This is a genomic window from Pseudomonas sp. W15Feb9B (assembly GCF_000828175.1).
GTDB classification, from domain to species: Bacteria; Pseudomonadota; Gammaproteobacteria; order Pseudomonadales; family Pseudomonadaceae; genus Aquipseudomonas; species Aquipseudomonas parakoreensis.
The window spans coordinates 411,333-432,996 of the sequence record NZ_JTKF01000005.1; the positions used below are offsets into that span (position 1 = coordinate 411,333).

The following is a 21,664-nucleotide window of genomic DNA, read 5'->3' on the forward strand; positions in this document are numbered from 1 at the left end:
TAAGCACCCGCGAAGCATTCAATGAACAGAAATGACCCGCTGTCGTGACGTAACGGGTCATACAGCGTCTACCGCAAGTGCAAGAATAGTAGATGCCAACGCACTGACCGACGCTCAGGATAGATGTGATGAACGCAGCACCCACCCCCGATGACGCCCAAGCCCTGATCGCCCGTATCGACTGGAGCCGCACTCCGCTGGGCGCCGCCGGCACCTGGCCGCAAAGCCTGCGCACCGCGGTGGATATAGTGATTCACTCGCCGATGCCGATGCTGCTGTTGTGGGGGCCGCAGCTCACGCAGATCTACAACAACGGCTTCGCGATGCTCGCCGGCAGCAAGCATCCGCACGCTTTCGGACAGCCGGCGCACCTGATATGGCCAGAACTTCAGGACTTTACCGACCCGATTTATCGAGCCGTCCTACAAGGCCAGGTGCGCACCTACAGCGAACGGCGATTTACCCTGCAACGCGAAGGCAAGGAGTCCGACTTCTGGCTGGACCTGACTTACAGCCCCATCCGCGATGAAGATGCGCAAGTGGCCGGAATTCTGGTCACGGCCATCGAAACCAACGAGCGCCGGCGCATTGCCCTTGAACTGCAACGTCGTTCCGAAGAAAGCCTCAAGGCCCAGCACGACACCGAGGAGCGCCTGCAACTGGCGCTGGCCGCTACCGATGCAGTCGGCACCTGGGACTGGGACATCGGTGAAGACCGCTTCATCGCCGATGCCCACTTCGCCCAACTGCACGGCATCGATCCGGCGCTGGCCAGTCAGCTGCCGATCAGCGATTACCTGCAAGGGGTGCACCCCGAAGACCGCGCGTTGATCGCCCGCAGCATCAAGCATTGCATCACCCACGGTACCGAATACGCCGAGGAATACAGGCTGCTCAAAGCCGATGGCGAACTGCGCTGGGTGTTTGCCCGTGGTCGCTGTTACAAGGATCACCACGGGCGACCCGTGCGTTTCCTCGGCGCCGCGCTGGACCTGACCGAGCGCAAGCACACCGAGCAGGCGCTGCGTCAGAGCCAGACCGAATTGCAGCTGATCATCAATGCGATGCCGATCCTCATCAGTTACGTCGACCACGAAGAGCGCTTCCGCTTGAACAACGCCGCGTATCTGGACTGGTACGGCCTCACACCTCAGGAATTGTATGGCCGCACCATTCGCGAAGTGATCGGCGAAGAAGCCTACTTCCTGCGCGCGCCGTACATCGCCGAGGCGCTGGCCGGGCGTCCCTGCTCGTTCAGCCTGTATACCCCGCATCGCGACGGCAGCAACCGCCATGCGCTGATGAATTACCTGCCGCGCCACGGCGCCGACGGCTCAGTCAACGGTTTTTATATTTTCGTGATCGACGAATCCGAACGAAAAAAAACCGAAGAAGCCCTGCGCAATCTCAATGAAACCCTCGAAGAGCGGGTCAGCGCCCGTACCGAACAACTGGCCCAGGCCAATCAGCGCCTGCAGAACGAGATGTTCGAACGCGAGCGCGCCGAAGATGCGTTGCGCCATGCGCAGAAAATGGAAGCGGTCGGCCAGCTCACCGGCGGTATCGCCCATGACTTCAACAACATGCTCACCGGGATCATCGGCAGCCTCGACCTGATGCAACGCTACATCGCCGACGGTCGCGCCGATGAAATCGGGCGCTTCACCGAAGCGGCGGTGTCGTCGGCCAACCGTGCAGCGGCGCTGACTCATCGCCTGCTGGCGTTCTCCTGTCGGCAGTCGCTGGACCGCAAGCCCCTCAACGTCAACGAACTGATTCATTCGCTGGAAGATTTGATCCGCCGCACCAAGGGCGACCCGATCGAACTCACGCTGCGCCTGGCCGACGATGTGTGGCCGATCAGCACCGACGTCAGCCAACTGGAAAACGCCCTGCTCAACCTCGTGATCAACGCCCGCGACGCCATGCCCGACGGTGGCGAGTTACTGATCGAAACCGCCAACGTCTATCTCGACGGCAACGACATCACCACCCTCGAACCGGTCAAGGCCGGCGACTACCTGATGCTGGCGGTCAGCGACAACGGCACCGGCATGACGCCATCAGTGCGCGCCAAGGCCTTCGATCCGTTCTTCACCACCAAACCGATCGGCCAGGGCACCGGGCTCGGACTGTCGATGATTTATGGTTTCGCCCAGCAATCGGGCGGCCATGTCAGCCTCGACAGCCTGCCGAACCAGGGCACCTGTGTGCGCCTGTACTTGCCGCGCCTGAACCTGCTGGAGCCCGAACGGCCAGTCGTGGAAACCCTCAGTGCAGCGCCGACGGCCACTTGCGGCGAAACCGTGGTCGTGGTCGAAGATGACCCGGCGGTGCGCATGCTGGTGCTCGACCTGCTCAAGGAGCTGGGTTACCTCGCCCACGAAGCGGCCGACGCCAGCGCCGCCCTGCCGTTACTGGAATCGGAGCTACGTGTGGATCTGCTGGTGACCGACGTCGGCCTGCCGGGGATGAACGGCCGGCAACTGGCGGAAATCGCCCGCCAGCATCGCCCGGGACTGAAGGTGCTGTTCATGACCGGTTATGCGCAGAAAGCTGCGGAGCGTCAGGGTTTTCTCGAGGACGGCATGGACATGGTGGCCAAGCCGTTTTCGATTGAAGTGCTGGCGAACAAGATCCGCGAGATGATCAACCAAACGCCGTCACTTGAGGCATAATCCCGCGCCCCGCCGTCACCCCGTTACAGGTATCGCACGATGAAAGCCCAAGCCCGCCACATTCTGGTGAAAACCGCCGAAGAGGCCGAACAGCTCAAACAACGCATTGCCAAGGGCGAAGCGTTTGATGTGCTGGCGAAGAAATACTCGACCTGCCCGTCCGGCAAGCGCGGCGGCGATCTGGGTGAAGTGCGGCCGGGGCAGATGGTCGGCGCGATTGATGCGGTGATCTTCAAGAAACCGTTGCGCACGGTGCACGGACCGATCAAGAGCAAGTTTGGCTATCACCTGGTGCAGGTGTTTTTCCGCGATTGACCTGATTGCCCTGTTTCCCTGTAGGAGCTGCCGAAGGCTGCGATCTTTTGATCTTAAAAAAGCAAAATCAAAAGATCGCCGCCTTCGGCAGCTCCTACAGGGATAGTTGTCAGTCCTTAGAGATTAACGCTCCCGGGAACTGGATGACCCGACTCGCCAGTAAATGCCCAGCCTGCGCCGCTTCCACCGGACTGCCACCCGACAACCGCCTGGCCAGATACGCCGCACTGAACGAATCCCCCGCCGCTGTCGTGTCCACAACCTTATCGACCTGCTGCGCCGGCACTTCGAACGCCTCGCCATCACAACGAATCAGACATGCCTCGGCGCCGCGCTTGAGCACCACTTCCGGCGTGCCGATCTGCGCGTACGCCTCGAACACCGCATCGCAATCGGTAAAATGGAACAGTGCCTGCTCGTCATCGACGGTCAGCAATGCCAGATCGACATGCGGCAACACACTGCGATAGGCCGCCCGCGCCTCTTCCTGTGACGCCCACAAACGTGGCCGATAGTTGTTGTCGAAGACGATCCGCGCATCGCGCTGCCGGGCTTCGATAAGAGTCTGGATCAAACGCTCACGGCCCTTGGCGCCAAGCACCGCGAGGGTGATACCGCTGAAATACAGCACGTCGTAATCAGGCAGCGCTGCAAGAATCGGCTCCGCCGCCGGAGTGGTAAAGCAATCGCGCACCGCCGCTTCATTGCGCCAGTAGAGGAAACGTCGCTCGCCGTTGGCGTCGGTCTGAATGCAGTACAGGCCCGGCAAACGACCGGGCAGACGCTGCACCATGTCGAGGCCAATGCCTTCATCGGCCCAGCTCTGGCACATGGCATCGCTGAAGCTGTCATCGCCCAGCGCAGTGACGTAATCGACCTGAGCGTTGTCGCCGAGGGCGCGGGACAGGTACACCGCCGTGTTCAAGGTATCGCCGCCGAAGCTTTGCTGCAGGCTGCCGTCGGCGCGGTGCTGGAGTTCGATCATGCATTCGCCGATCAGGGCGATGCGCGGGGTGTTCGGGCCCAGGGGGCTGAGGGTGGTCATCGGGTGGCGTCTCTGCTGATTCGGTGGTGTTTGATCCGGCCTCATCGCTGGCAAGCCAGCTCCCACACAATCTTCACAGCTCATGAGATCCCTGTGGGAGCTGGCTTGCCAGCGAATCGCCGCAACGCGGTCTCAAGCCTTAGAAACAAGTCTCCATGTTCTCGACCACCGCCAACTGCTCATCCACCAGCAACCCCACCCGCCACTTGTCGAAGGTCAGACACGGGTGCGAGGTGCCGAAGGAAATGATATCGCCGACCCGCAACTCAACCCCCGGCGCCACGCTCATGAACGCATGCTGGTCCATCACCGCCGTCACCTTGCACGCGCCGACATCGTCGCCGACCGCCGGCACAACGCCGGCCTTGTAACGCAGCAACGGCACCGGCAAACCGGCATCGAATGCCACGTCGCGCTTGCCGAGGGCGATCACCGCGAAACCCGGTTCCGGCAGCGATTGCACGTGGGCCCAGACTTCCAGCGCCGGACGCAGGCCTTCGTGCAGATCGCTGCGACGATCCAGCACGCAGCATTGCGCTTCCTTGTAGATACCGTGGTCATGCGCCACGTAACTGCCCGGGCGCAGCACGCTGAGGAAGCGGCCGCCCGCATTCTGCGCTTCGAACGACTCGGCGATCAGGTCGTACCACGCCGAACCCGAGGCGGTGATGATCGGCTTGGCAATGGCAAACGCGCCGCTGTCCTGCAACTGCACCGCCAGGCGCACCAGTGACGCAGCAAATTCGCGAATGCCGCTGACCGCGTGATCGCCGTGGATCACCCCTTCGTAACCTTCGATGCCGGTCAGGGCCAGCGCCGGTTGCGCGTTGATCGCCCGGGCCAGTTCGATGACTTCCTGTTCGCTGCGGCAACCGCAGCGGCCACCGACCACGCCGTACTCGATCATCACGTTCAACTTCACGCCGCGCGAAGCGAAGTAGGCGCCGAGATCGGCGACGTTGTCCGGGTGATCGACCATGCAGTAGAAATCGAAATCCGGGTCTGCCAGCAGATCGGCAATCAGCGCCATGTTCGGCGTGCCGACCAGTTGGTTGGCCATCAACACCCGCCGCACGCCGTGGGCATACGCGGCGCGGGTTTGGGTCGCGCTGGCGAGGGTGATACCCCACGCGCCGGCGTCGAGCTGACGCTGGAACAGCGCCGGGGTCATGCTGGTTTTGCCGTGGGGCGCGAGCTCGGCGCAGCTGTCGCTGACGAACTTCTGCATCCAGCGAATGTTGTGCTCCAGCGCCTCGCGGTGCAGCACCAGCGCCGGCAGGCTGACGTCACGCACAAGGTGCGCGCCAATGGCAGCGGCGCCCTTTTCCACAGCGGTATTGATGGCAGTCGTCATGGTCAAACTCCTCGCATTCAGTCGCGGCCGCAGGCAGCCGCGGTTATTCGTTGATACGCCGGGCGAGGCTGTTGGCGCTCTCGATCAGCACCCGGCGATAGTCGTCGTAATTGTTTTTCGCATCGGCCCGTGGGGCGACGATGCACAGGGTGCAGATGGCCACACCATTGGGGTCTTTGACCGGCGCGGCGAAGCAATGGGTGAAGGTGTCGGCCACGCTGTCGAAGGAGAAGAAACCGTCGATCCCGGCCTGCCGAATTTCCGCCAGAAAGCGCTCCAGCGGCAGGCGTTCGCCGTCGGGCAGGATGTAGTCGTCCTCGTCGATCAGGTCGATGATCTGCTGGTCGCTCAAATGCGCCAGCAGCAGGCGTCCGGATGCAGTCCACGGAATCGGCGCGTTTTCGCCGATGTCGGACGAAATGCGGAAATGCCGCTCGCCCTCCTTCATCAACGCCACCGTATATTTGCGCCCGTTGAGCAGGCACATCTGCGCGGTTTCCCGGGTCTGGCTGACGATATCCTGCAAGGCATGATCGGCCTCGCGGCTGAGGTCGAAATGGCGCAGGTGCGCCTGCCCGAGGAAGTACAACTGGCGACCGAGATAGACGTGCCCGTCCTTGCCCACCGGCTCCAGAATCCGTCGTTCCAGCAGCGACGCCACCAGTTCGTAAACCGTGGATTTCGGGCTGCCGATACCGTTGGCGATGTCATTCGGACGCAGCGGCTGGCCGATCTCCTTGAGGAAATCGAGGATATCGAACGCCCGGTCCAGACCACGGGCCCGGCGTTTGATGGTGTCTTCGGTCATGTCAGTACTCACTCAAAATGCCTCTGTAGGAGCTGCCGCAGGCTGCGATCTTTTGATCTTGCCTTCGTGGTGCATCCAAAATTGCCAAAAGATCGCAGCCTTCGGCAGCTCCTACAAGAGCCGACGACAATCAGGCCTTTTTCTTGTACGCGATGCAATCGATCTCGACCTTGCAATCGACCATCATGCTCGCCTGCACACAGGCCCGCGCCGGGGCGTGTTCAGGTTTGAAGTACTCGCCGAAAACCTTGTTGAAACTGCTGAAATCCCGGGGATCGTCCAGCCACACCCCGGCCCGCACCACATCCTCCAGGCCATAACCGGCCTCTTCGAGAATCGCGATCAGGTTTTTCATGGTCTGGTGGGTCTGCTCGACGATGCCGCCAACGATGATCTCGCCGTCCACTGCCGGCACCTGGCCGGACACGTGCAGCCAGCCGTCCGCTTCAACGGCGCGCGCGAAGGGACGTGGCTGACCGCCAGCGGCGGTGCTGCCGGTGCCGTATCGAGTAATGCTCATGGGTACTTCTCCTGATTACAAAGCAAAAATTAGAACCGCGTGCTCTTGAGAAACTCAGCCAGACGCGGTGATTGCGGGCGTTCGAACAGCTCCTTGGGAGGCCCCTGCTCTTCGATCCGCCCCTGATTCATGAAAACGATCTTGTCCGAGACCTCGAAGGCGAAACGCATTTCGTGGGTCACCAGCAGCATGGTCATGCCGTCTTCGGCCAGCCCCTTGATCACGTTCAGCACTTCACCGACCAGCTCCGGGTCAAGGGCCGAGGTGACTTCGTCGAACAGCATCAGGCTCGGGTTCATCGCAATCGCCCGGGCAATCGCCACGCGCTGTTGCTGACCGCCGGACAACTGCCCGGGAAAGTGATTGCGCCGCTCCAGCAGGCCGACCCGCTCCAGCCATTTCTCGGCCAGCGCGACGGCTTGGTCCTTGTGCATCTTCTTCACCTTGAGCAGACCGAGGGTAACGTTCTGCAAGGCTGTCAGATGCGGGAACAGGTTGAATTGCTGGAAGGCCATGCCGGTCATCGCACGATGGCGGGCGATGACTTTTTCCGCGTGACGCACACGTTTACCGCCGACCTCGTCATAGCCAATGGATTCGCCGTCGAGCAGGATCTGCCCGCCCTGGAACTCTTCGAGCATGTTCACGCAGCGCAGCAAGGTGGTCTTGCCCGAACCGCTGGAGCCGATCAGGGTCACGACGTTGCCGCGCTGCATGCTCAGGTCGACGCCTTTGAGCACTTCGACCGCACCGTACTGCTTGTGCAGGCCACGGATGTCCAGCAGCGGCTGGCCATTTGAAACGTTGGAAACTTGAGCTTGAGTCATGGCAGGGCCACCCGCTTTTCAATGTGCCGGCCGAGTAATTCGATGCCGTAGTTGATGACGAAGAACAGAAAACCGGCGAACAGGTAGAACTCCAGAGTCATGAAGGTCCGGGCGATGATCTGTTGGGTGCTGAGCAGCAGTTCGGCGACGCCGATCACCGAGAGCAAGGTCGAAGCCTTGACGATTTCGGTGGACGAGTTGACCCAGGTCGGCAGGATCTGCCGCAGCGCTTGTGGCAGCAACACATAACCGAGGGACTGATAGAACGTCAGGCCAATCGCTTTGCTCGCTTCCATCTGCCCACGCGGCAAGGCCTGCAAGGCACCGCGCACGATCTCGGCAACGTGCGAGCCGCAAAACAGCGTGAGGCCCAGCGCACCGGCCTGAAACGCGCTGATCTGCCAACCGAGCGCCGGCGCCATGTAGAAGCAGGCCAGCACCAACACAAACACCGGCGTGCCGCGAATCAGGTCAACGTAAAAACGGAACGGCGCGCGCATCCAGAACTTGCCGTAAGTCAGCACCAGACCGGCGACAACCCCGAGCAGCGTGCCGAACAGAATCGCCAATGCCGACACCTGCACACTGGTCAGGAAGCCTTGCAGCAACGTCTCGCGTGCCACCCACAATTCATGCAACCAACTGGGGGATTCGTACATCGCAGCCTCCTATCGGCGGATTGCCAGACGCTGCTCGAGGTAACGCAGCAGCATGGCAATGAGGTAACAGGCCGCGACATACAACGCCGTGGTCACCAGCCAGGTTTCGATCACCCGGTAGCTTTCGACGTTGATCTTGCGCGCGTAGTAGGTCAGCTCCGGCACTGCAATCGCGGCGGCCAGCGAGGTGTCCTTGAACAGCGAAATGAAGTTGTTCGACAGCGCCGGCAACACGTTGCGCAGCATGACCGGCACGGTCACGTAAGCCTTGACCTGCCACTCACCGAGACCGATTGCCAGCCCCGCTTCGCGCTGGCCTTTGGGGATGCTCAGCAAACCGCCACGGAACACCTCGGTCAGATAGGCACCGGCATACAGCGACAACGTGATGATGAACGACGGGATCTTGTCCAGACGGATCCCCAGGCTCGGTAAGGCAAAGTAGATCAACAGAATCAACACCAGAATCGGTGTATTACGCACCACCGTGACGTACACCGAGGCCAGCACCCGCAAGGCGCGATGCTTCGAGAGCAAGGCAAACGCCATCAGCAGGCCGATCACGCAGCCGATGGCGATCGACACCAACGCCAGTTCAAGACCCAGACCGAGCCCCGCCAGCAAGGTGTCGAAATCGCGCCACACGGCAGCAAAGTTCAACTGATAGTTCATGGTCAGCAGTACCTTGAGCGGGGCGATTTGTATCGCCCCACTCTCACGGGATCATTTGAATTCGACAGGGAAACCGATCGCCGGCGACGGCAGGTCGACACCGAACCATTGCTTGAACGAAGCGGCGTAAGTCGGGAACTCAACGCCGGTCATGGCTTCATGCAGGGTGGTGTTGACGAAGTTCAGCCAGTCCTGATCGCCGCGCTTGACCGCGCAGGCGTAGGTCTGCGGGCTCCACGCGTAGGTCGGGCTGCGGTAGCGGCCAGGGTTCTGCACCATCAGGTACTTGACCGACGACTGATCGGTAGCAGCGGCATCGGCGCGACCGGAATTCACCGCCTGATACATCAGATCGACACTGTCGTACTGATCGACCTTGGCCTTGGGCAGCGCCTGATGCACCAATTCTTCGGCATAGACGTTTTGCAGCACGGCCACAGTAACGCTGTCACCGGCCGCCTGCAGGTCCTCGATTTCCTTGTACTTGCTGTTGGCCGGCAGCAGCAGGCCGACACCTTCGCGGTAGTACGGCAGGGTGAACGCCACTTGTTGCGCACGGCTGGCGGTGACGGTGATGAACTGGCAGCTCATGTCGACCTTGTCGGTCAGCAGGTTGGGAATCCGCGCATCGGACGACTGCACGACGAATTCAACCTTGTTCGGGTCATTGAACAAACCCTTGGCCACCATCCTGGCGATGTCGATATCAAAGCCCTGCAACTTGCCGTCCGCACCCTGAAAGTGCCACGGCGCATTGGTGCTGCCGGTGCCGACAATCAGCTTGCCCCGGGCCAGAACACTGTCGAGTTTGCTGTCGGCTGCCTGGGCCATGCCCATAGCAGCGGACGAAGCCGCAAGAACAAAAACACACGCTTTAAACAACGAAGGACGGCGATGCATGGCAAGCACTCCAGGATGATGTTTATTCCGCTATACCGGAACACGGTTTGTTACTACGGAATAGACAGCAGAAAGTGTGCCATAGGAATGGCGGGGAATCTGTAGTGGATTGAAATGTTTTTGGAATCAAAGGGATGCGAATAGCATCAGGAAGGTGTTACTCGCTGTGGATTTCTCAGGCGCTACCGTGGGCCACATCGCTCGGGTACTCGGGCCACATTTGAGTGCGCACTCACCGAAAACGCGCACGGTCTACTGTCAACTCTGACAGTAGAGGAAAGCTGCCCATGGGATTAGCGTCAGCAACGTTGAGAATGCGTCTTCAAGGAGGTTCCCATGAGTTCGACGACTCGCTTTCCAGACCTGCCTGCTACCTACCGCAAAGCCCTGAAAACCTGGCGCCCGGTGATCCTGTACTTCGCCAATGAACACTGTCCTGCCTGCGAGTTCGCCGGGCCGATTTTTCGTCAGATTGCCGAGCCGTACCGGCATCGCGCCAATATCTACATGCTTAACACCCGTGAGTCGCCGCGCCATCCGTTGGTCACCGGCACGCCGACGGTGCTGTTCTACAAGAACGGCAAGTTGCTGAAGAAGCTCAAGGGCATCGGCACAGAGGAAACACTGGCGGCGGACTTTGCCCGGCATATTGGCATGACCAGGGCACCGGTGGTGCAGCAGAAACCACGACATGACCTGCCGTGGTTGCGCCGCACATTGAGCAGGCTCTGCACAATCACGCGTGCGCATCGGCGGGTGATTTGAGGCAGTGCATTTCCCTTAATCGTTACGGCGTCTGACACATCGCTTTCGCGGGCAAGCCCGCTCCCACAGGGGTCAACGTTGTTCACACATTTCGTGTACGACGCGTGCACTGTGGGGACCGGCACCGTCAGCGCAAGGCTGCTGCCTTACGCAGAATCGCGCACCAGCAACACCTGCGTCACCCGTCGTTCCTCAACGGCTTTGACGGTCATTTGCCAGCCTGCGTACTGCAGCCGATCGCCGATCATCGGCAAGCGATCCAGCAGGCTCATCACCAGTCCGGCCAGGGTCTGATAGTCCTCGGTCGGTTCGGCGCCAAACCCGGTGCGCTGGCGAACACGCGTCAGATTCAATGCGCCGCTGACGACAAAACCGCCCTGCTCCTCGATCACGTCCGGGCCTTCTATTTCGCTGGCATCGGGCAGTTCGCCGGCAATCGATTCGAGGATGTCGGTCATGGTCAACACGCCGACGAAGTCGCCAAACTCGTTGACCACAAAAGCAATGTGGGTCGACGCTGCGCGCATCTGCTCCAGCGCATTGAGGATCGAATAGCTGTCGAGCAAGTTGATGGTCTTGCGCGCCAGATGTTCCAGGTTCGGCTCAATGCCGCTCAGGTACTCCTTGAGCAATTCCTTCTTGTGCACGAAGCCCAACGGTTCATCCACAGCACCGTGGCGAATCAGCGGCAGACGCGAATAGGACGAGTGCATCAGTTTTGTGCGAATCGTTTCGGCGTCGTCAGCCAGGTCGATGGTGTCGACGTCGGCACGCACGGTCATCAGGTTGCGAATCGGGCGTTCGGCCAGTTGCAGCACACCACTGATCATCACCCGCTCGCGACGATCGAACAGTTCTGCACTCGGGGCTTCGCCGTCATCCAGCAGGTCGGAGATTTCCTCGCCGACCTCCTCCACTTCCAGCTTGCGCCCGCCCAGCAAGCGCATCACCGCATGGGCCGTGCGCTCACGTAGGGGGCGCAGGCCTTGCATCGAGCGTTTGCGGCGGGCCCGGGCGATCTGGTTGAACACCTCGATCAGGATCGAGAAGCCGATGGCCGCGTACAGATAGCCTTTCGGGATGTGGAAGCCCAGGCCTTCGGCCGTCAGGGCAAAACCGATCATCATCAGAAAGCCCAGACACAGCATGATCACCGTCGGGTGCGCATTGACGAAGCGGGTCAGCGGCTTGCTCGCAACGATCATCAAACCGATGGAAATGATCACCGCGATCATCATCACCGCCAGTTCATCGACCATGCCGACGGCGGTAATGACCGCGTCCAGCGAGAACACCGCATCGAGCACCACGATCTGCGCCACGATCGGCCAGAACAATGCGTAAGCCGCGTTGGTCGAGCGCTGGCCGACATGCCCTTCGAGCCGTTCGTGCAGCTCCATCGTCGCCTTGAACAGCAGGAACACACCACCGAACAGCATGATCAGGTCACGGCCGGAGAAGCTCTTGTCGAACACCTCGAACAACGGCTGCGTGAGGGTGACCAGCCAGGAAATGCTCGCCAACAGGCCCAGGCGCATGATCAGCGCCAACGACAGGCCGATGATCCGCGCACGATCGCGCTGATGCGGCGGCAGTTTGTCCGCCAGGATCGCGATAAACACCAGGTTGTCGATACCCAGCACCAGTTCCAGCACGATCAGAGTCAACAAGCCTAACCAGGCCGTGGGATCCGCTAACCATTCCATAAAATGTCTCGATCTCTCTTCAGTGAATTCAGGCTGCCGGGCACGGCAAAGTGCAACGCGAAGGCTCTGAGGCCGCGTTGTCAACGATAGTCGGGAGGCGGAAAACCGGATGCTGCGAGTGCGTCAAGACCGCGCCATGGCGCGAGGAAAAGGTACGACTGGGAGGCTCCAAGAGGGTGTTCATGCAAATCCTGAATGAAAAATGGCTTTGGAGCGTACAGGCTCTGACGACAATTCCTACAGAGCGAAATCATTTCAAAATCTGTATCAACGACCACTGCCCCCCTGTAGGAGCTGCCGAAGGCTGCGATCTTTTGATCTTGAAGAACAAAGTCAAAAGATCGCAGCCTTCGGCAGCTCCTACAGTTGGCTGTCATCGTCCGGCAAAGCGCAACCGCGACAACTGCCGCAAATCCCCCTCCACGTAGTAATCGTTGGTCCAGCTGTCATCCAGCGCCAACGGACTCACCTGCTTCAGCTCGATTTTTTTCGCGAAATAGCGGAAGCGGTAATGCTCATAAAACCGCAGCAATTCCAGACCATAGCGATCAGCCAGATCGGTGTCGCCGCGAATGATCAGGTAGTTTTCATCATTGCCGTTACTGGCCGAAGTGCTGAGGTTGTGGCTGCCGCTGATAATCGTCGGCCTGTCGCTGGTGAAGTCGACGACCACCGCTTTGGTGTGCACCAGCAGGTTGCCCTTCTGACCTTTCATGTTTTCTTTCAGCCAGCCTTCCAGCCCGGTGTTGAGCAAGGCGGTGGCGGCGAATTCGGCGCTGCGATCGGCATGAAACCCGGTGATGCGGCTAGCGGTGTTTTGCAGACCGTAACGCAGGATGTCGTCATGGGGCTTGCCAAGCAACGCATTGAGGATCGCGTCCGGCAAGGTGAACGCCGTGACAAACAGCACGTCCTTGCTGGCCGCCTCAATGATCTCGACAAACTCACGCAAATCGCCCCCACCGCTGCGTGGCGAGAACCCGGCGAACAGCGGCTGCGTCGGGTCCATCGGGTTGTGCTCGGTGATCCAGTTGCGCGTCGCAGCGACATCGGCGGGGTTGGCCCAGACCTCTTCGAACGTTTGCAAATAGCGCGTGGCAATGGTCACGTCATCAAGCGTATGCACCACATTGGCCTGGCGATACACGCCATTGGCGGTGAAATTGGTGCTGCCGCACAGCACCGCTTGCGGTTGACGCTGACCGACGCCATCGACCCGGCTGAGGACGATGAATTTGTCGTGGAAAATGTTGTGAGTGACCCGGCCCCGCTTGTTCGCCGCTGGTAATTGGGTAAGGTTCGCTTCGTTCAGGGTCGTATCGGGATCATCAGGCTGGGCGTGGTACAGCACGCGCACTTGCACCCCTCGCGCGAACGCCGCGTTTACGGCATCGATGATCGCCTGCAACTGATACTCGTAGATCGCAATGTCCAACGCCCACTGCGTGTCCACAGCCCGCTCGATGAAGCCCAGCAATCGCTCCAGCAGTCCGTTCTCCAGCCACAGCCGCGCCGCGCCGGGCCAGGCTTCGATGGGCAGGTTCTTGTTGGCGCTGATCTGTGCGTCGAGGTCGGGAAATTTGCGCTGAAACGCCTGACTGGCAGCCACGGCGCGATTGAAGATCACGCTCTGATTGGCCGGGTGGCCGTCGTCACTGGTGATGCTCAGCTCCAGCGATTCGCCCAGTAGCGGCGCGTCCGCCGTGCCGTAGGCCAGATGCACGCGATAGTGCAGGGTCGTGCCCGGGTTGACGGCGTAATCGGCCCAGCGGAATTTTTGCAGCGGTGCCTTATCGCTGGGCGTGGCGTGATATTGGGGAAAAGTGTGAGCCTTGGCGGGAAACGTCAGGCTGTTGAACAGGAACAACCACGGTTTGTCGCCCTGTTGCTTTTCGATGGCAAACCCGAGCAAGCCTTTGCGTCGGGGTTCGGACAGGTCCATGGCGAGCAGCACGCCGTTGGTGCCGGCGTAGGCTTTGACGCGAAAATCGTCCTGAGGATTGGCGACCAGTACCCGCATGATTCACTCCTTGTGATTGGGCTGGGGTGGAGCATAGAGCAGCGCTGCGGTTTTTGGTGATCCCGCACGATCCGAGGCGATGCCTTCGCGAGCAGGCTCGCTCCCACAGAGCAAGCGGCGTTCACCAACCTTGCTCGCGAAGAGGCCCGCTCAGACTTCACACATCATCGATATGCCGATATTCCGCATTCAGCACCGCCGCCAATTCCCGCGCCCGCGCCAGACGGATCGGCCCCCGCTCGATGTCGATCAGCAACCCCGGACACTCCAGCGGCAACAGCGGTGGCAAGGTTTTCAAACGTCCGTCCGTGACCAGCAACAAGCGTTGCTGCTCGGCCGGGAAGCGCTTTTGTCGCTGCATCAGCCATTGCTGCGCCTGCGTCAACGCCGCCACCAATGGCGTGCCGCCGCCCGCGCCCAGTGTCTCCAGCCAGGTGCGCAAGCCACTTGAGGCCTTCAATCCTTGCACCTGCCATTGCGGCGCGCTGCCACTGGCGGTCAGCAGTGCCAGTCGTGCCCGTTGTCTGTAAGCGTCATCAAACAATTGCGCGAGCAAACCCTTGGCATCGCTCAGTGCCTGATGCCGACGCGTCGAAGCCGACGCATCGACGATCACCAGCCATAACTCATGGGGAGCACGAGTGCGCAGCTGGAACTGCAAGTCCTCACGGGTTTGCGGCCGGCCGTTGAGCAGCGTCCCCGGCCAGTTCACCAGACCGCCGCGCGCAGCGTGGCGCTTGCCCTGGCGTCCGCGGTCGAGTCGTCCGGCGCGGGGTCTGGCATTCGCCCCCGCGTCGGATCGGGGACGAATGCCGGTTACTTTTTTGGCCAGCTCGGCACTTCGCGGCGTGCGCCAGTCGTCAGCGCCGGAGCAGGCATGTCGCCCCACTGCCCCTGCCCCTCGCTTGGTTCAGCCTGGGTGCTGGTCTGGTTCTGCGCAGGTGGTTGAAGGCTGGGCGAAGTGGACTCACGACGGCGATGACGCAGGGCGAATTCCGCTACCGCATCGATGTCTTGCTCGGCAATGGCTTCGGCTCCGCGCCATGCCGCGTGGGCTCGGGCCGCACGCAGCCAGACCAGATCGGCCCGCAAGCCATCGACGCCGGCGGCAAAGCAGCGCTCGGTGATGCTTGCCAAAGCCTCGTCATCCAGCGAAATGCGCGTCAAGGCGCAGCGCGCCTGTTCGCAGCGTTCGCGCAGCGCTTGCTGCTCGGCTTCCCACTGCGCGCAGAACGCCTGCGGGTCGCTGTCGAAATCCAGTCGGCGGCGGATGATCTGCCCGCGTTCAGTCGGCGCGGTGTGACCGCTGAGGGCGACGTTCAGGCCAAAACGGTCCAACAGCTGCGGGCGCAATTCGCCCTCTTCCGGGTTCATTGTGCCGATCAACACAAACCGTGCCGAATGCCGATGCGAGATGCCATCACGCTCGACCAGGTTGGTGCCGCTGGCCGCCACATCCAACAGCAGATCCACCAGATGATCGGGCAGCAGGTTCACTTCATCGACGTACAGCACACCGCCGTCGGCCTTGGCCAGCACGCCGGGAGAAAACTGCGCCCGCCCTTCACTCAGTGCCGCGTCGAGATCAAGGGTGCCAACCAGACGCTCTTCAGTGGCGCCCAGTGGCAACGTGACAAACTGACCACTGGCCAGCAGATCGGCGAGGCCACGGGCCAGAGTCGATTTAGCCATTCCGCGTGGGCCTTCGATCAGCACGCCACCGATTTTCGGGTCGATGGCAGTGAGGTACAGCGCAAGTTTCAAGTCATCGGCGCCGACCACGGCGGAGAGCGGGAAATGCGGGATGTCGGTCATCTTCAATACTCGGTCATGGTCGGTAGTCTGTCGGAAGATCGTTGAGGCCAAGCCTATTTCCTGTGGGAGCGAGCTTGCTCGCGAAAGCGGTGTGTCAGCTACAGAAATGCTGTCTGACAAACCCTTCGCGAGCAAGCTCGCTCCCACAGGGGATTGCGGTGTGTCAGGTGTCTTCTTCTATATCCAGCAGCAGGTTTTCCAGTGCTTCTTTATACACGCCGGGTTCCTGCCACATCCCACGTTGTTGCGCTTCCAGCATGCGTTCAGTCATGTCGCGCAGGGCATGCGGATTGTGTTCACGAACAAAATCGCGGGTTGCCGGGTCGAGCAAATAGGCGTCGGCCAGCAACGCATACTGATGATCGTCGATCAGTTGCGTGGTGGCGTCGAAGGCGAACAGGTTATCGACCGTCGCCGCCAGTTCAAACGCCCCTTTATAGCCGTGACGTTTGACCCCGTCGATCCACTTCGGATTGGCCGCCCGCGAGCGGATCACCCGATTGAGTTCTTCTTTCAGGGTGCGGACTTTCGGCAGATCCGGCTGGCTGTGATCGCCGTGATAACTCGCCGCCGCTTCCCCGCGCAGGGTTTCCACCGCCGCGAGCATGCCGCCCTGAAACTGGTAATAGTCGTTGGAATCGAGCAAGTCGTGCTCGCGATTGTCCTGGTTCTGCAACACCGCCTGCACCTGGCTCAGGCGCTGGACGAACTGTTCGCGCGCAGCGGTGCCCTCATCCGCCCCACCATAAGCGTAAGCGCCCCAGTTCAGGTAGACCTCGGCCAGATCCTCACGACTCTGCCACAGGCGACCGTCGATGGCTCCCTGCACGCCTGCGCCATAGGCACCGGGTTTGGCGCCGAAGATCCGCCAGCCGGCCTGACGCCGCGCCGCGTCGGCATCCAGCCCCGATTGCAACAGCGCCTCGCGCTCGGCACGCACCTTCGCCGCCAGCGGGTTGAGGTCATCCGGTTCGTCCAGCGCCGCCACCGCTTGCACGGCAGCGTCGAACAGACGAATCAGGTTGGCAAAAGCATCGCGGAAAAAACCCGAGACCCGCAGCGTGACGTCGACCCGTGGCCGGTCGAGCAGGCTGAGCGGCAGAATCTCGAAATCATCGACGCGCTGACTGCCGGTGGCCCACACCGGGCGCACGCCCATCAGCGCCATGGCCTGGGCGATGTCGTCGCCGCCAGTGCGCATGGTCGCGGTGCCCCACACGGACAGGCCGAGCTGACGCAGGTGATCGCCGTGATCCTGCAAATGCCGCTCGAGAATCAACGTGGCGGACTGGAAGCCGATGCGCCACGCGGTGGTGGTCGGCAGGTTGCGCACGTCCACCGAGTAGAAGTTGCGCCCGGTGGGCAGCACGTCGAGACGGCCACGGCTGGGGGCGCCACTTGGGCCGGCGGGGACGAAGCGACCGTTGAGGGCGTCGAGCAGACCGCGCATTTCGGCGGGGCCGCAGGCGTCGAGGCGTGGGGCGACGACTTCGCGCAGATTTTCAATGATTGCCCTCACTTCTGCCCATCCTGCCCCCTGTGGGAGCGAGCCTGCTCGCGAAAGCGTCGTGTCACTCGACATTGATGTACCTGACCCACCGCTTTCGCGAGCAAGCTCGCTCCCACAGGGGATTTGTAGTGCCTGGGAGATCAGTTGAGTGGCGAATAGCTCCAGGCGTTCGCGGGTATCGCCAGCGCTGCGCCAGACTTCGTCGCTGACGCTTTGCAGCTCCGCCGGGCGCGGGCCGTTCCATGGATCGGCAAGGGCACAATCCAGCGGATCAAAGCCCAATTCAAATGCCTTGGCCAACGCCCGCAGCAGACTCGACTGCGCGCCTTTGCCGTCACCACGCGGAATGCGCAGCAAAGCCAGCAAGGTATCGATGCGCAAACGTCCGGTCGGCGATTCGCCAAAGATGTGCAGACCATCGCGAATCTGCGATTCCTTCAGATCACACAGGTAGGTGTCCAGCCGCGGCAGCCAGATCGCGGCGTCGGCATCACTGTCCAGACCGGCGTCGAGTTGCAGTTCGCGATCGATCTGCGTCTCGCGCACCAGTTGCAGAATATCGCGTTGCAACTCTCGCGCACGACGCGGATCGAGCAGTTGTGCCTCGTAATATTCGTCGGCCAACAGTTCCAGATTGCGCAACGGGCCGTAGGTTTCGGCGCGGGTCAGCGGCGGCATCAGGTGGTCGATGATCACCGCTTGCGTGCGCCGTTTGGCTTGCGCGCCCTCGCCCGGGTCGTTGACGATAAACGGATAGATGTTCGGCAGCGGCCCGAGCAGCGCGTCCGGCCAGCAACTTTCCGAAAGGCCGACACCCTTGCCCGGCAGCCATTCGAGGTTGCCGTGCTTGCCGACGTGAATCACCGCGTGCGCACCGTAGGTGTTGCGCAGCCAGAAATAGAACGCCAGATAGCCGTGCGGCGGCACCAGATCCGGGTCGTGATACACCGCACTCGGATCGACCTGATAACCGCGCGCCGGCTGAATGCCGACGAAGGTCAGGCCAAAACGCAGCCCGGCGATCATCATTCGCCCGTCGCGGCACATCGGGTCGTTTTGCGGCGCGCCCCAGCGTTCCAGCACTGCCGCGCGATTGGCCTCGGGCAGCGCATTGAACATCGCCAGGTAGGCGTCCATCGCCAGACTTTGCTGACACGGACGCAGGTCGATGCTGTCGAGGTCGTTGCTGACTCCGCCGAGTAATTGCTGGATCAACGCGGTGCCGCTGTCCGGCAACTCAGCCGTCAACGGAAAGCCTTCGGTCTGCAACGCGCGCAGGATATTCAATGCCGCCGCCGGCGTGTCGAGACCGACGCCATTGCCAATCCGACCATCGCGGGTCGGGTAGTTGGCGAGGATCAGCGCAATACGTTTTTCAGCGTTCGGCCGCCGCGCCAGATCGCTCCAGCGTCGGGCCAGTTCAGCGACAAAATCCATGCGTTCGGGTTGCGCCCGGTAGCAGACCACGTCGGACTGACTGCGCTCGCTGCGCCAGGCCAGATCCTTGAAGCTGATCGGCCGGCTGATGATGCGCCCGTCGAGTTCCGGCAAGGCAATGTGCATCGCCAGATCCCGTGGCCCCAGCCCCTGTTCGCTGTCACGCCAGCCCGGTTCGTTGTCTTGGGCGCAGATCGCCTGAATCACCGGAATATTGCGCCGGAACGGCCGCAGGTGCGGCGCTTCCGGGCTGGATTGCGCGAAGCCGGTGGTGTTGAGGATCACCGCAGCTTCGACCTCGTCCAGCCAGTCCTCGACCACACTGAGGCAGCCGGGTTCTTTCAGGCTGGCGACGGCGATCGGCAACGGATTGAGCCCCGCCGCCTGCAAGCGTTGGCAGAACACATCGATGAACGCGGTGTTCGCCGCTTGCAAATGCGAGCGATAAAACAACACCGCCGCCACTGGTTGACCGGGCAGCCAATCGGCTTGCCAGTCGCTCAGCGCGGCGGTGTTTTTCTGTGGGTGGTAAATCGCCGTACGCGGTAGCGCCTGCGGCTCGCCCCAGGCGTAGTCGCGCGACAGCCAGCGGTTGGCCAGGCAATGGAAGAAGCCCTGCGCATTGCCCATGCCGCCCTGACGCAAAAACTGCCAAAGGCGGTCGCGATCTTCGGCGGGCACGGTGCTCAGGTCGCTGAGTTCCGGGTCGGGACGGTCATCCCCCGGTACCAGAATCACCTGCACGCCGCGCTCGGACAATTCCACCAGACGCTCGACACCGTAACGCCAATAGGCGATGCCGCCGTGCAACGAAATCAGAATGACCTTGGCGTGCCGCAGCACCTCATCAACATACAGATCGACCGAGGCGTGATTCTGCACCTGCATCGGATTGGCCAGGCGCAGGCTCGGGTAATCCTCGGGCAGTTGCTGCGCCGCTTCGGCGAGCAGCGCCAGGCTGGAGTCGCCGCTGCACAGGATCACCAGCTCGGCGGGGGTTTGTCCAAGGTCGGCAATGTTGTCATCCGACACGAAACCGCCGGGCTGGGTCCTGAGCAGGTGCATGGCTTAAACGCTGAGCGCGGCGCGCAGTTGCGCTTCGAGTTGCGCGGCGTCGAGCTTCTGGCCGATCAGCACCAGACGAGTGACACGCGCCTCATCAGCGCCCCACTGGCGGTCGAAGTGTTTGTCGAAACGCGTGCCCACGCCTTGAATCAACAGGCGCATCGGCTTGTTCGGAATCGCCGCGAAGCCCTTCACGCGCAGAATGCCGTGCTTGACCACCAATTGCGTCAGCGCGTCGAGCAACAGGCTTTCGTCGGCTTGCGGCAGTTCAATGGAGATCGAATCGAAGGCGTCGTGATCGTGGTCATCGTGGTCGTCATCACCGTCGTGGTGGTGATCGTGATGACTGTGACGACTGTCGATGTGTTCTTCGGAACCGGCACCGAGGCCAATCAGCACATCCAGCGGCAGGCGACCGTTGCTGGCTTCGATGATTTTTACTGCAGGTGGCAGTTCTTCGGCGACTTCAGCACGAACGCGAGCCAGATCTTCGGCGCTGGTCTGATCGGCCTTGTTGAGGATCACCAGGTCGGCGCTGGCCAGTTGGTCGGCGAACAGTTCATGCAGCGGCGATTCGTGATCCAGGTTCGGATCGAGTTTGCGCTGGGCATCGACCTGATCCGGGAACGCAGCGAAGGTGCCAGCGGCCACGGCCGGGCTGTCGACCACGGTGATCACCGCGTCCACGGTGCAGGCATTGCGGATTTCCGGCCACTGGAAGGCTTGCACCAATGGTTTTGGCAGAGCCAGACCGGACGTCTCGATCAGAATGTGATCGAGATCGCCGCGACGGGCGACCAATTCGCGCATCACCGGGAAGAACTCTTCCTGCACCGTGCAGCACAGGCAGCCGTTGGCCAGTTCGTAGACGCGGCCGGTGGCTTCTTCTTCGGTGCAGCCGATGGTGCATTGCTTGAGGATCTCACCGTCGATGCCCAGTTCGCCGAACTCGTTGACGATCACCGCGATGCGGCGGCCCTGAGCGTTGTCGAGCATGTGTCGCAGCAAGGTGGTTTTGCCCGAGCCGAGGAAACCGGTGACGATGGTGACGGGGAGTTTGGCCAGTGTTTTCATCGGATGCCCTTTGGCAAGGTGGCGGGCATGCGGGACGAGATCCGCTGCGAGCGTGCGCGCGGAAGAATTCGCCACCGGATCACCCCGCCCGGTTGTAGTGAGAAATCTGTCACGAGGCAGGTCTCCTGGCTGACGGTGTTCGGGCCTTGGGCCCGGCGTTCGCTGCGCCTTCCCGCGGGCTCAGTGGATTGAGCTGGCAGTGGCGTGGCAACGAACTTCACCGTTCACAGTTGCGGGGGCAGCCGCGGCTTTGACCGCGTTCCCTTCTTAGCTTCGGCGTGGGCCGAAGAACCTCGAAGGTGCAAGGCTACGCATGGGTTGAGGATGGGTCAATGTTTGGATTGGGGGCATATCCGTTGCTGCGGGGGTTGCTGATTACGGTTTCGCCGTTGCGGCGGGTCACTTTTGCCAGACCTCGGGTTACGGGATCTGGTTTTTTTTGGATTGGGGGCATATCCGTTTCTGCGGGTGTCGCCGCTGGCGGTTTCGCTCTT

18 protein-coding genes and 1 riboswitch are annotated in these 21,664 nt (G+C 61.5%); of the genes, 3 read left to right on the plus strand and 15 right to left on the minus strand.

Annotated elements, in window-relative coordinates; all coding sequences use genetic code 11:
* The first annotated feature begins 128 nt into the window (after positions 1 to 128).
* Together OC71_RS04135 and OC71_RS04140 are read left to right on the plus strand one after the other, a co-directional pair.
* A complete protein-coding gene (locus OC71_RS04135; RefSeq protein WP_041064571.1) occupies positions 129 to 2,678 on the plus strand; it encodes a PAS domain-containing sensor histidine kinase in 2,550 nt (849 codons plus the stop codon).
* A gap of 39 nt (positions 2,679 to 2,717) precedes the next feature.
* Positions 2,718 to 2,993, plus strand: coding sequence for a peptidylprolyl isomerase (locus tag OC71_RS04140; RefSeq protein ID WP_003225447.1), 276 nt, complete (start codon positions 2,718 to 2,720; stop codon positions 2,991 to 2,993).
* 109 nt (positions 2,994 to 3,102) lie between these two features.
* Here OC71_RS04140 and OC71_RS04145 read toward each other — a convergent pair whose 3' ends face one another.
* The 8 genes from OC71_RS04145 to OC71_RS04180 form a co-directional block, all read right to left on the minus strand.
* Positions 3,103 to 4,038, minus strand: coding sequence for a sugar kinase (locus OC71_RS04145; protein WP_041064573.1), 936 nt, complete (start codon positions 4,036 to 4,038; stop codon positions 3,103 to 3,105).
* 139 nt (positions 4,039 to 4,177) lie between these two features.
* Positions 4,178 to 5,392 carry an amino acid deaminase gene (locus OC71_RS04150; RefSeq protein ID WP_041064576.1) on the minus strand — a complete coding sequence of 405 codons (1,215 nt, stop codon included), beginning with the start codon at positions 5,390 to 5,392 and terminating at the stop codon, positions 4,178 to 4,180.
* Between the two features lie 43 nt (positions 5,393 to 5,435).
* Positions 5,436 to 6,200 (minus strand): IclR family transcriptional regulator, encoded by a 765-nt coding sequence (locus tag OC71_RS04155; RefSeq protein ID WP_041064579.1) that lies wholly within the window; start codon positions 6,198 to 6,200, stop codon positions 5,436 to 5,438.
* A 130-nt stretch (positions 6,201 to 6,330) separates the two neighbouring features.
* The gene (locus OC71_RS04160) at positions 6,331 to 6,720 is read right to left on the minus strand and encodes a RidA family protein (RefSeq protein WP_007912330.1); all 390 of its coding nucleotides are present in this window, start codon (positions 6,718 to 6,720) and stop codon (positions 6,331 to 6,333) included.
* 29 nt (positions 6,721 to 6,749) lie between these two features.
* On the minus strand, positions 6,750 to 7,547 hold the full coding sequence (locus OC71_RS04165) for an amino acid ABC transporter ATP-binding protein (RefSeq protein WP_041064592.1): 798 nt from the start codon (positions 7,545 to 7,547) through the stop codon (positions 6,750 to 6,752).
* A complete protein-coding gene (locus OC71_RS04170; RefSeq protein WP_041064595.1) occupies positions 7,544 to 8,206 on the minus strand; it encodes an amino acid ABC transporter permease in 663 nt (220 codons plus the stop codon). The genes OC71_RS04165 and OC71_RS04170 overlap by 4 nt, the downstream gene beginning before the upstream one ends.
* Positions 8,207 to 8,215: 9 nt before the next feature.
* A complete protein-coding gene (locus OC71_RS04175) occupies positions 8,216 to 8,878 on the minus strand; it encodes an amino acid ABC transporter permease (protein ID WP_003225455.1) in 663 nt (220 codons plus the stop codon).
* 51 nt (positions 8,879 to 8,929) lie between these two features.
* On the minus strand, positions 8,930 to 9,778 hold the full coding sequence (locus OC71_RS04180) for a transporter substrate-binding domain-containing protein (RefSeq protein ID WP_041064599.1): 849 nt from the start codon (positions 9,776 to 9,778) through the stop codon (positions 8,930 to 8,932).
* Positions 9,779 to 10,114: 336 nt separating this feature from the next.
* On the opposite strand from OC71_RS04180, the gene OC71_RS04185 reads away from it, so the two are divergent.
* On the plus strand, positions 10,115 to 10,543 hold the full coding sequence (locus tag OC71_RS04185) for a co-chaperone YbbN (protein WP_041064602.1): 429 nt from the start codon (positions 10,115 to 10,117) through the stop codon (positions 10,541 to 10,543).
* Between the two features lie 146 nt (positions 10,544 to 10,689).
* Here the strand turns inward: OC71_RS04185 and OC71_RS04190 are convergent, their stop codons facing one another.
* The 7 genes from OC71_RS04190 to OC71_RS28415 form a co-directional block, all read right to left on the minus strand.
* The gene (locus OC71_RS04190; RefSeq protein ID WP_041064605.1) at positions 10,690 to 12,249 is read right to left on the minus strand and encodes a TerC family protein; all 1,560 of its coding nucleotides are present in this window, start codon (positions 12,247 to 12,249) and stop codon (positions 10,690 to 10,692) included.
* Positions 12,250 to 12,622: 373 nt separating this feature from the next.
* Entirely contained in the window at positions 12,623 to 14,269 is a 1,647-nt protein-coding gene (locus OC71_RS04195; protein ID WP_041064608.1) for a phospholipase D-like domain-containing protein, read from the minus strand.
* Between the two features lie 157 nt (positions 14,270 to 14,426).
* Entirely contained in the window at positions 14,427 to 15,158 is a 732-nt protein-coding gene (locus OC71_RS04200; protein ID WP_256198913.1) for a VWA domain-containing protein, read from the minus strand.
* Entirely contained in the window at positions 15,086 to 16,084 is a 999-nt protein-coding gene (locus OC71_RS04205; RefSeq protein WP_041064611.1) for an ATP-binding protein, read from the minus strand. The genes OC71_RS04200 and OC71_RS04205 overlap by 73 nt, the downstream gene beginning before the upstream one ends.
* 163 nt (positions 16,085 to 16,247) lie before the next feature.
* Complete coding sequence (cobN, locus tag OC71_RS04210) at positions 16,248 to 20,096, minus strand: cobaltochelatase subunit CobN (protein ID WP_041064614.1); 3,849 nt, start codon at positions 20,094 to 20,096, stop codon at positions 16,248 to 16,250.
* A 3-nt stretch (positions 20,097 to 20,099) separates the two neighbouring features.
* Complete coding sequence (gene cobW, locus OC71_RS04215; RefSeq protein WP_041064617.1) at positions 20,100 to 21,170, minus strand: cobalamin biosynthesis protein CobW; 1,071 nt, start codon at positions 21,168 to 21,170, stop codon at positions 20,100 to 20,102.
* Between the two features lie 97 nt (positions 21,171 to 21,267).
* A riboswitch (cobalamin riboswitch) is annotated at positions 21,268 to 21,481 on the minus strand.
* Positions 21,478 to 21,664, minus strand: a 187-nt coding sequence (locus tag OC71_RS28415) for a hypothetical protein (protein WP_218186288.1), incomplete at its 5' end; no start/stop codon positions are given. (Overlaps the previous riboswitch by 4 nt.)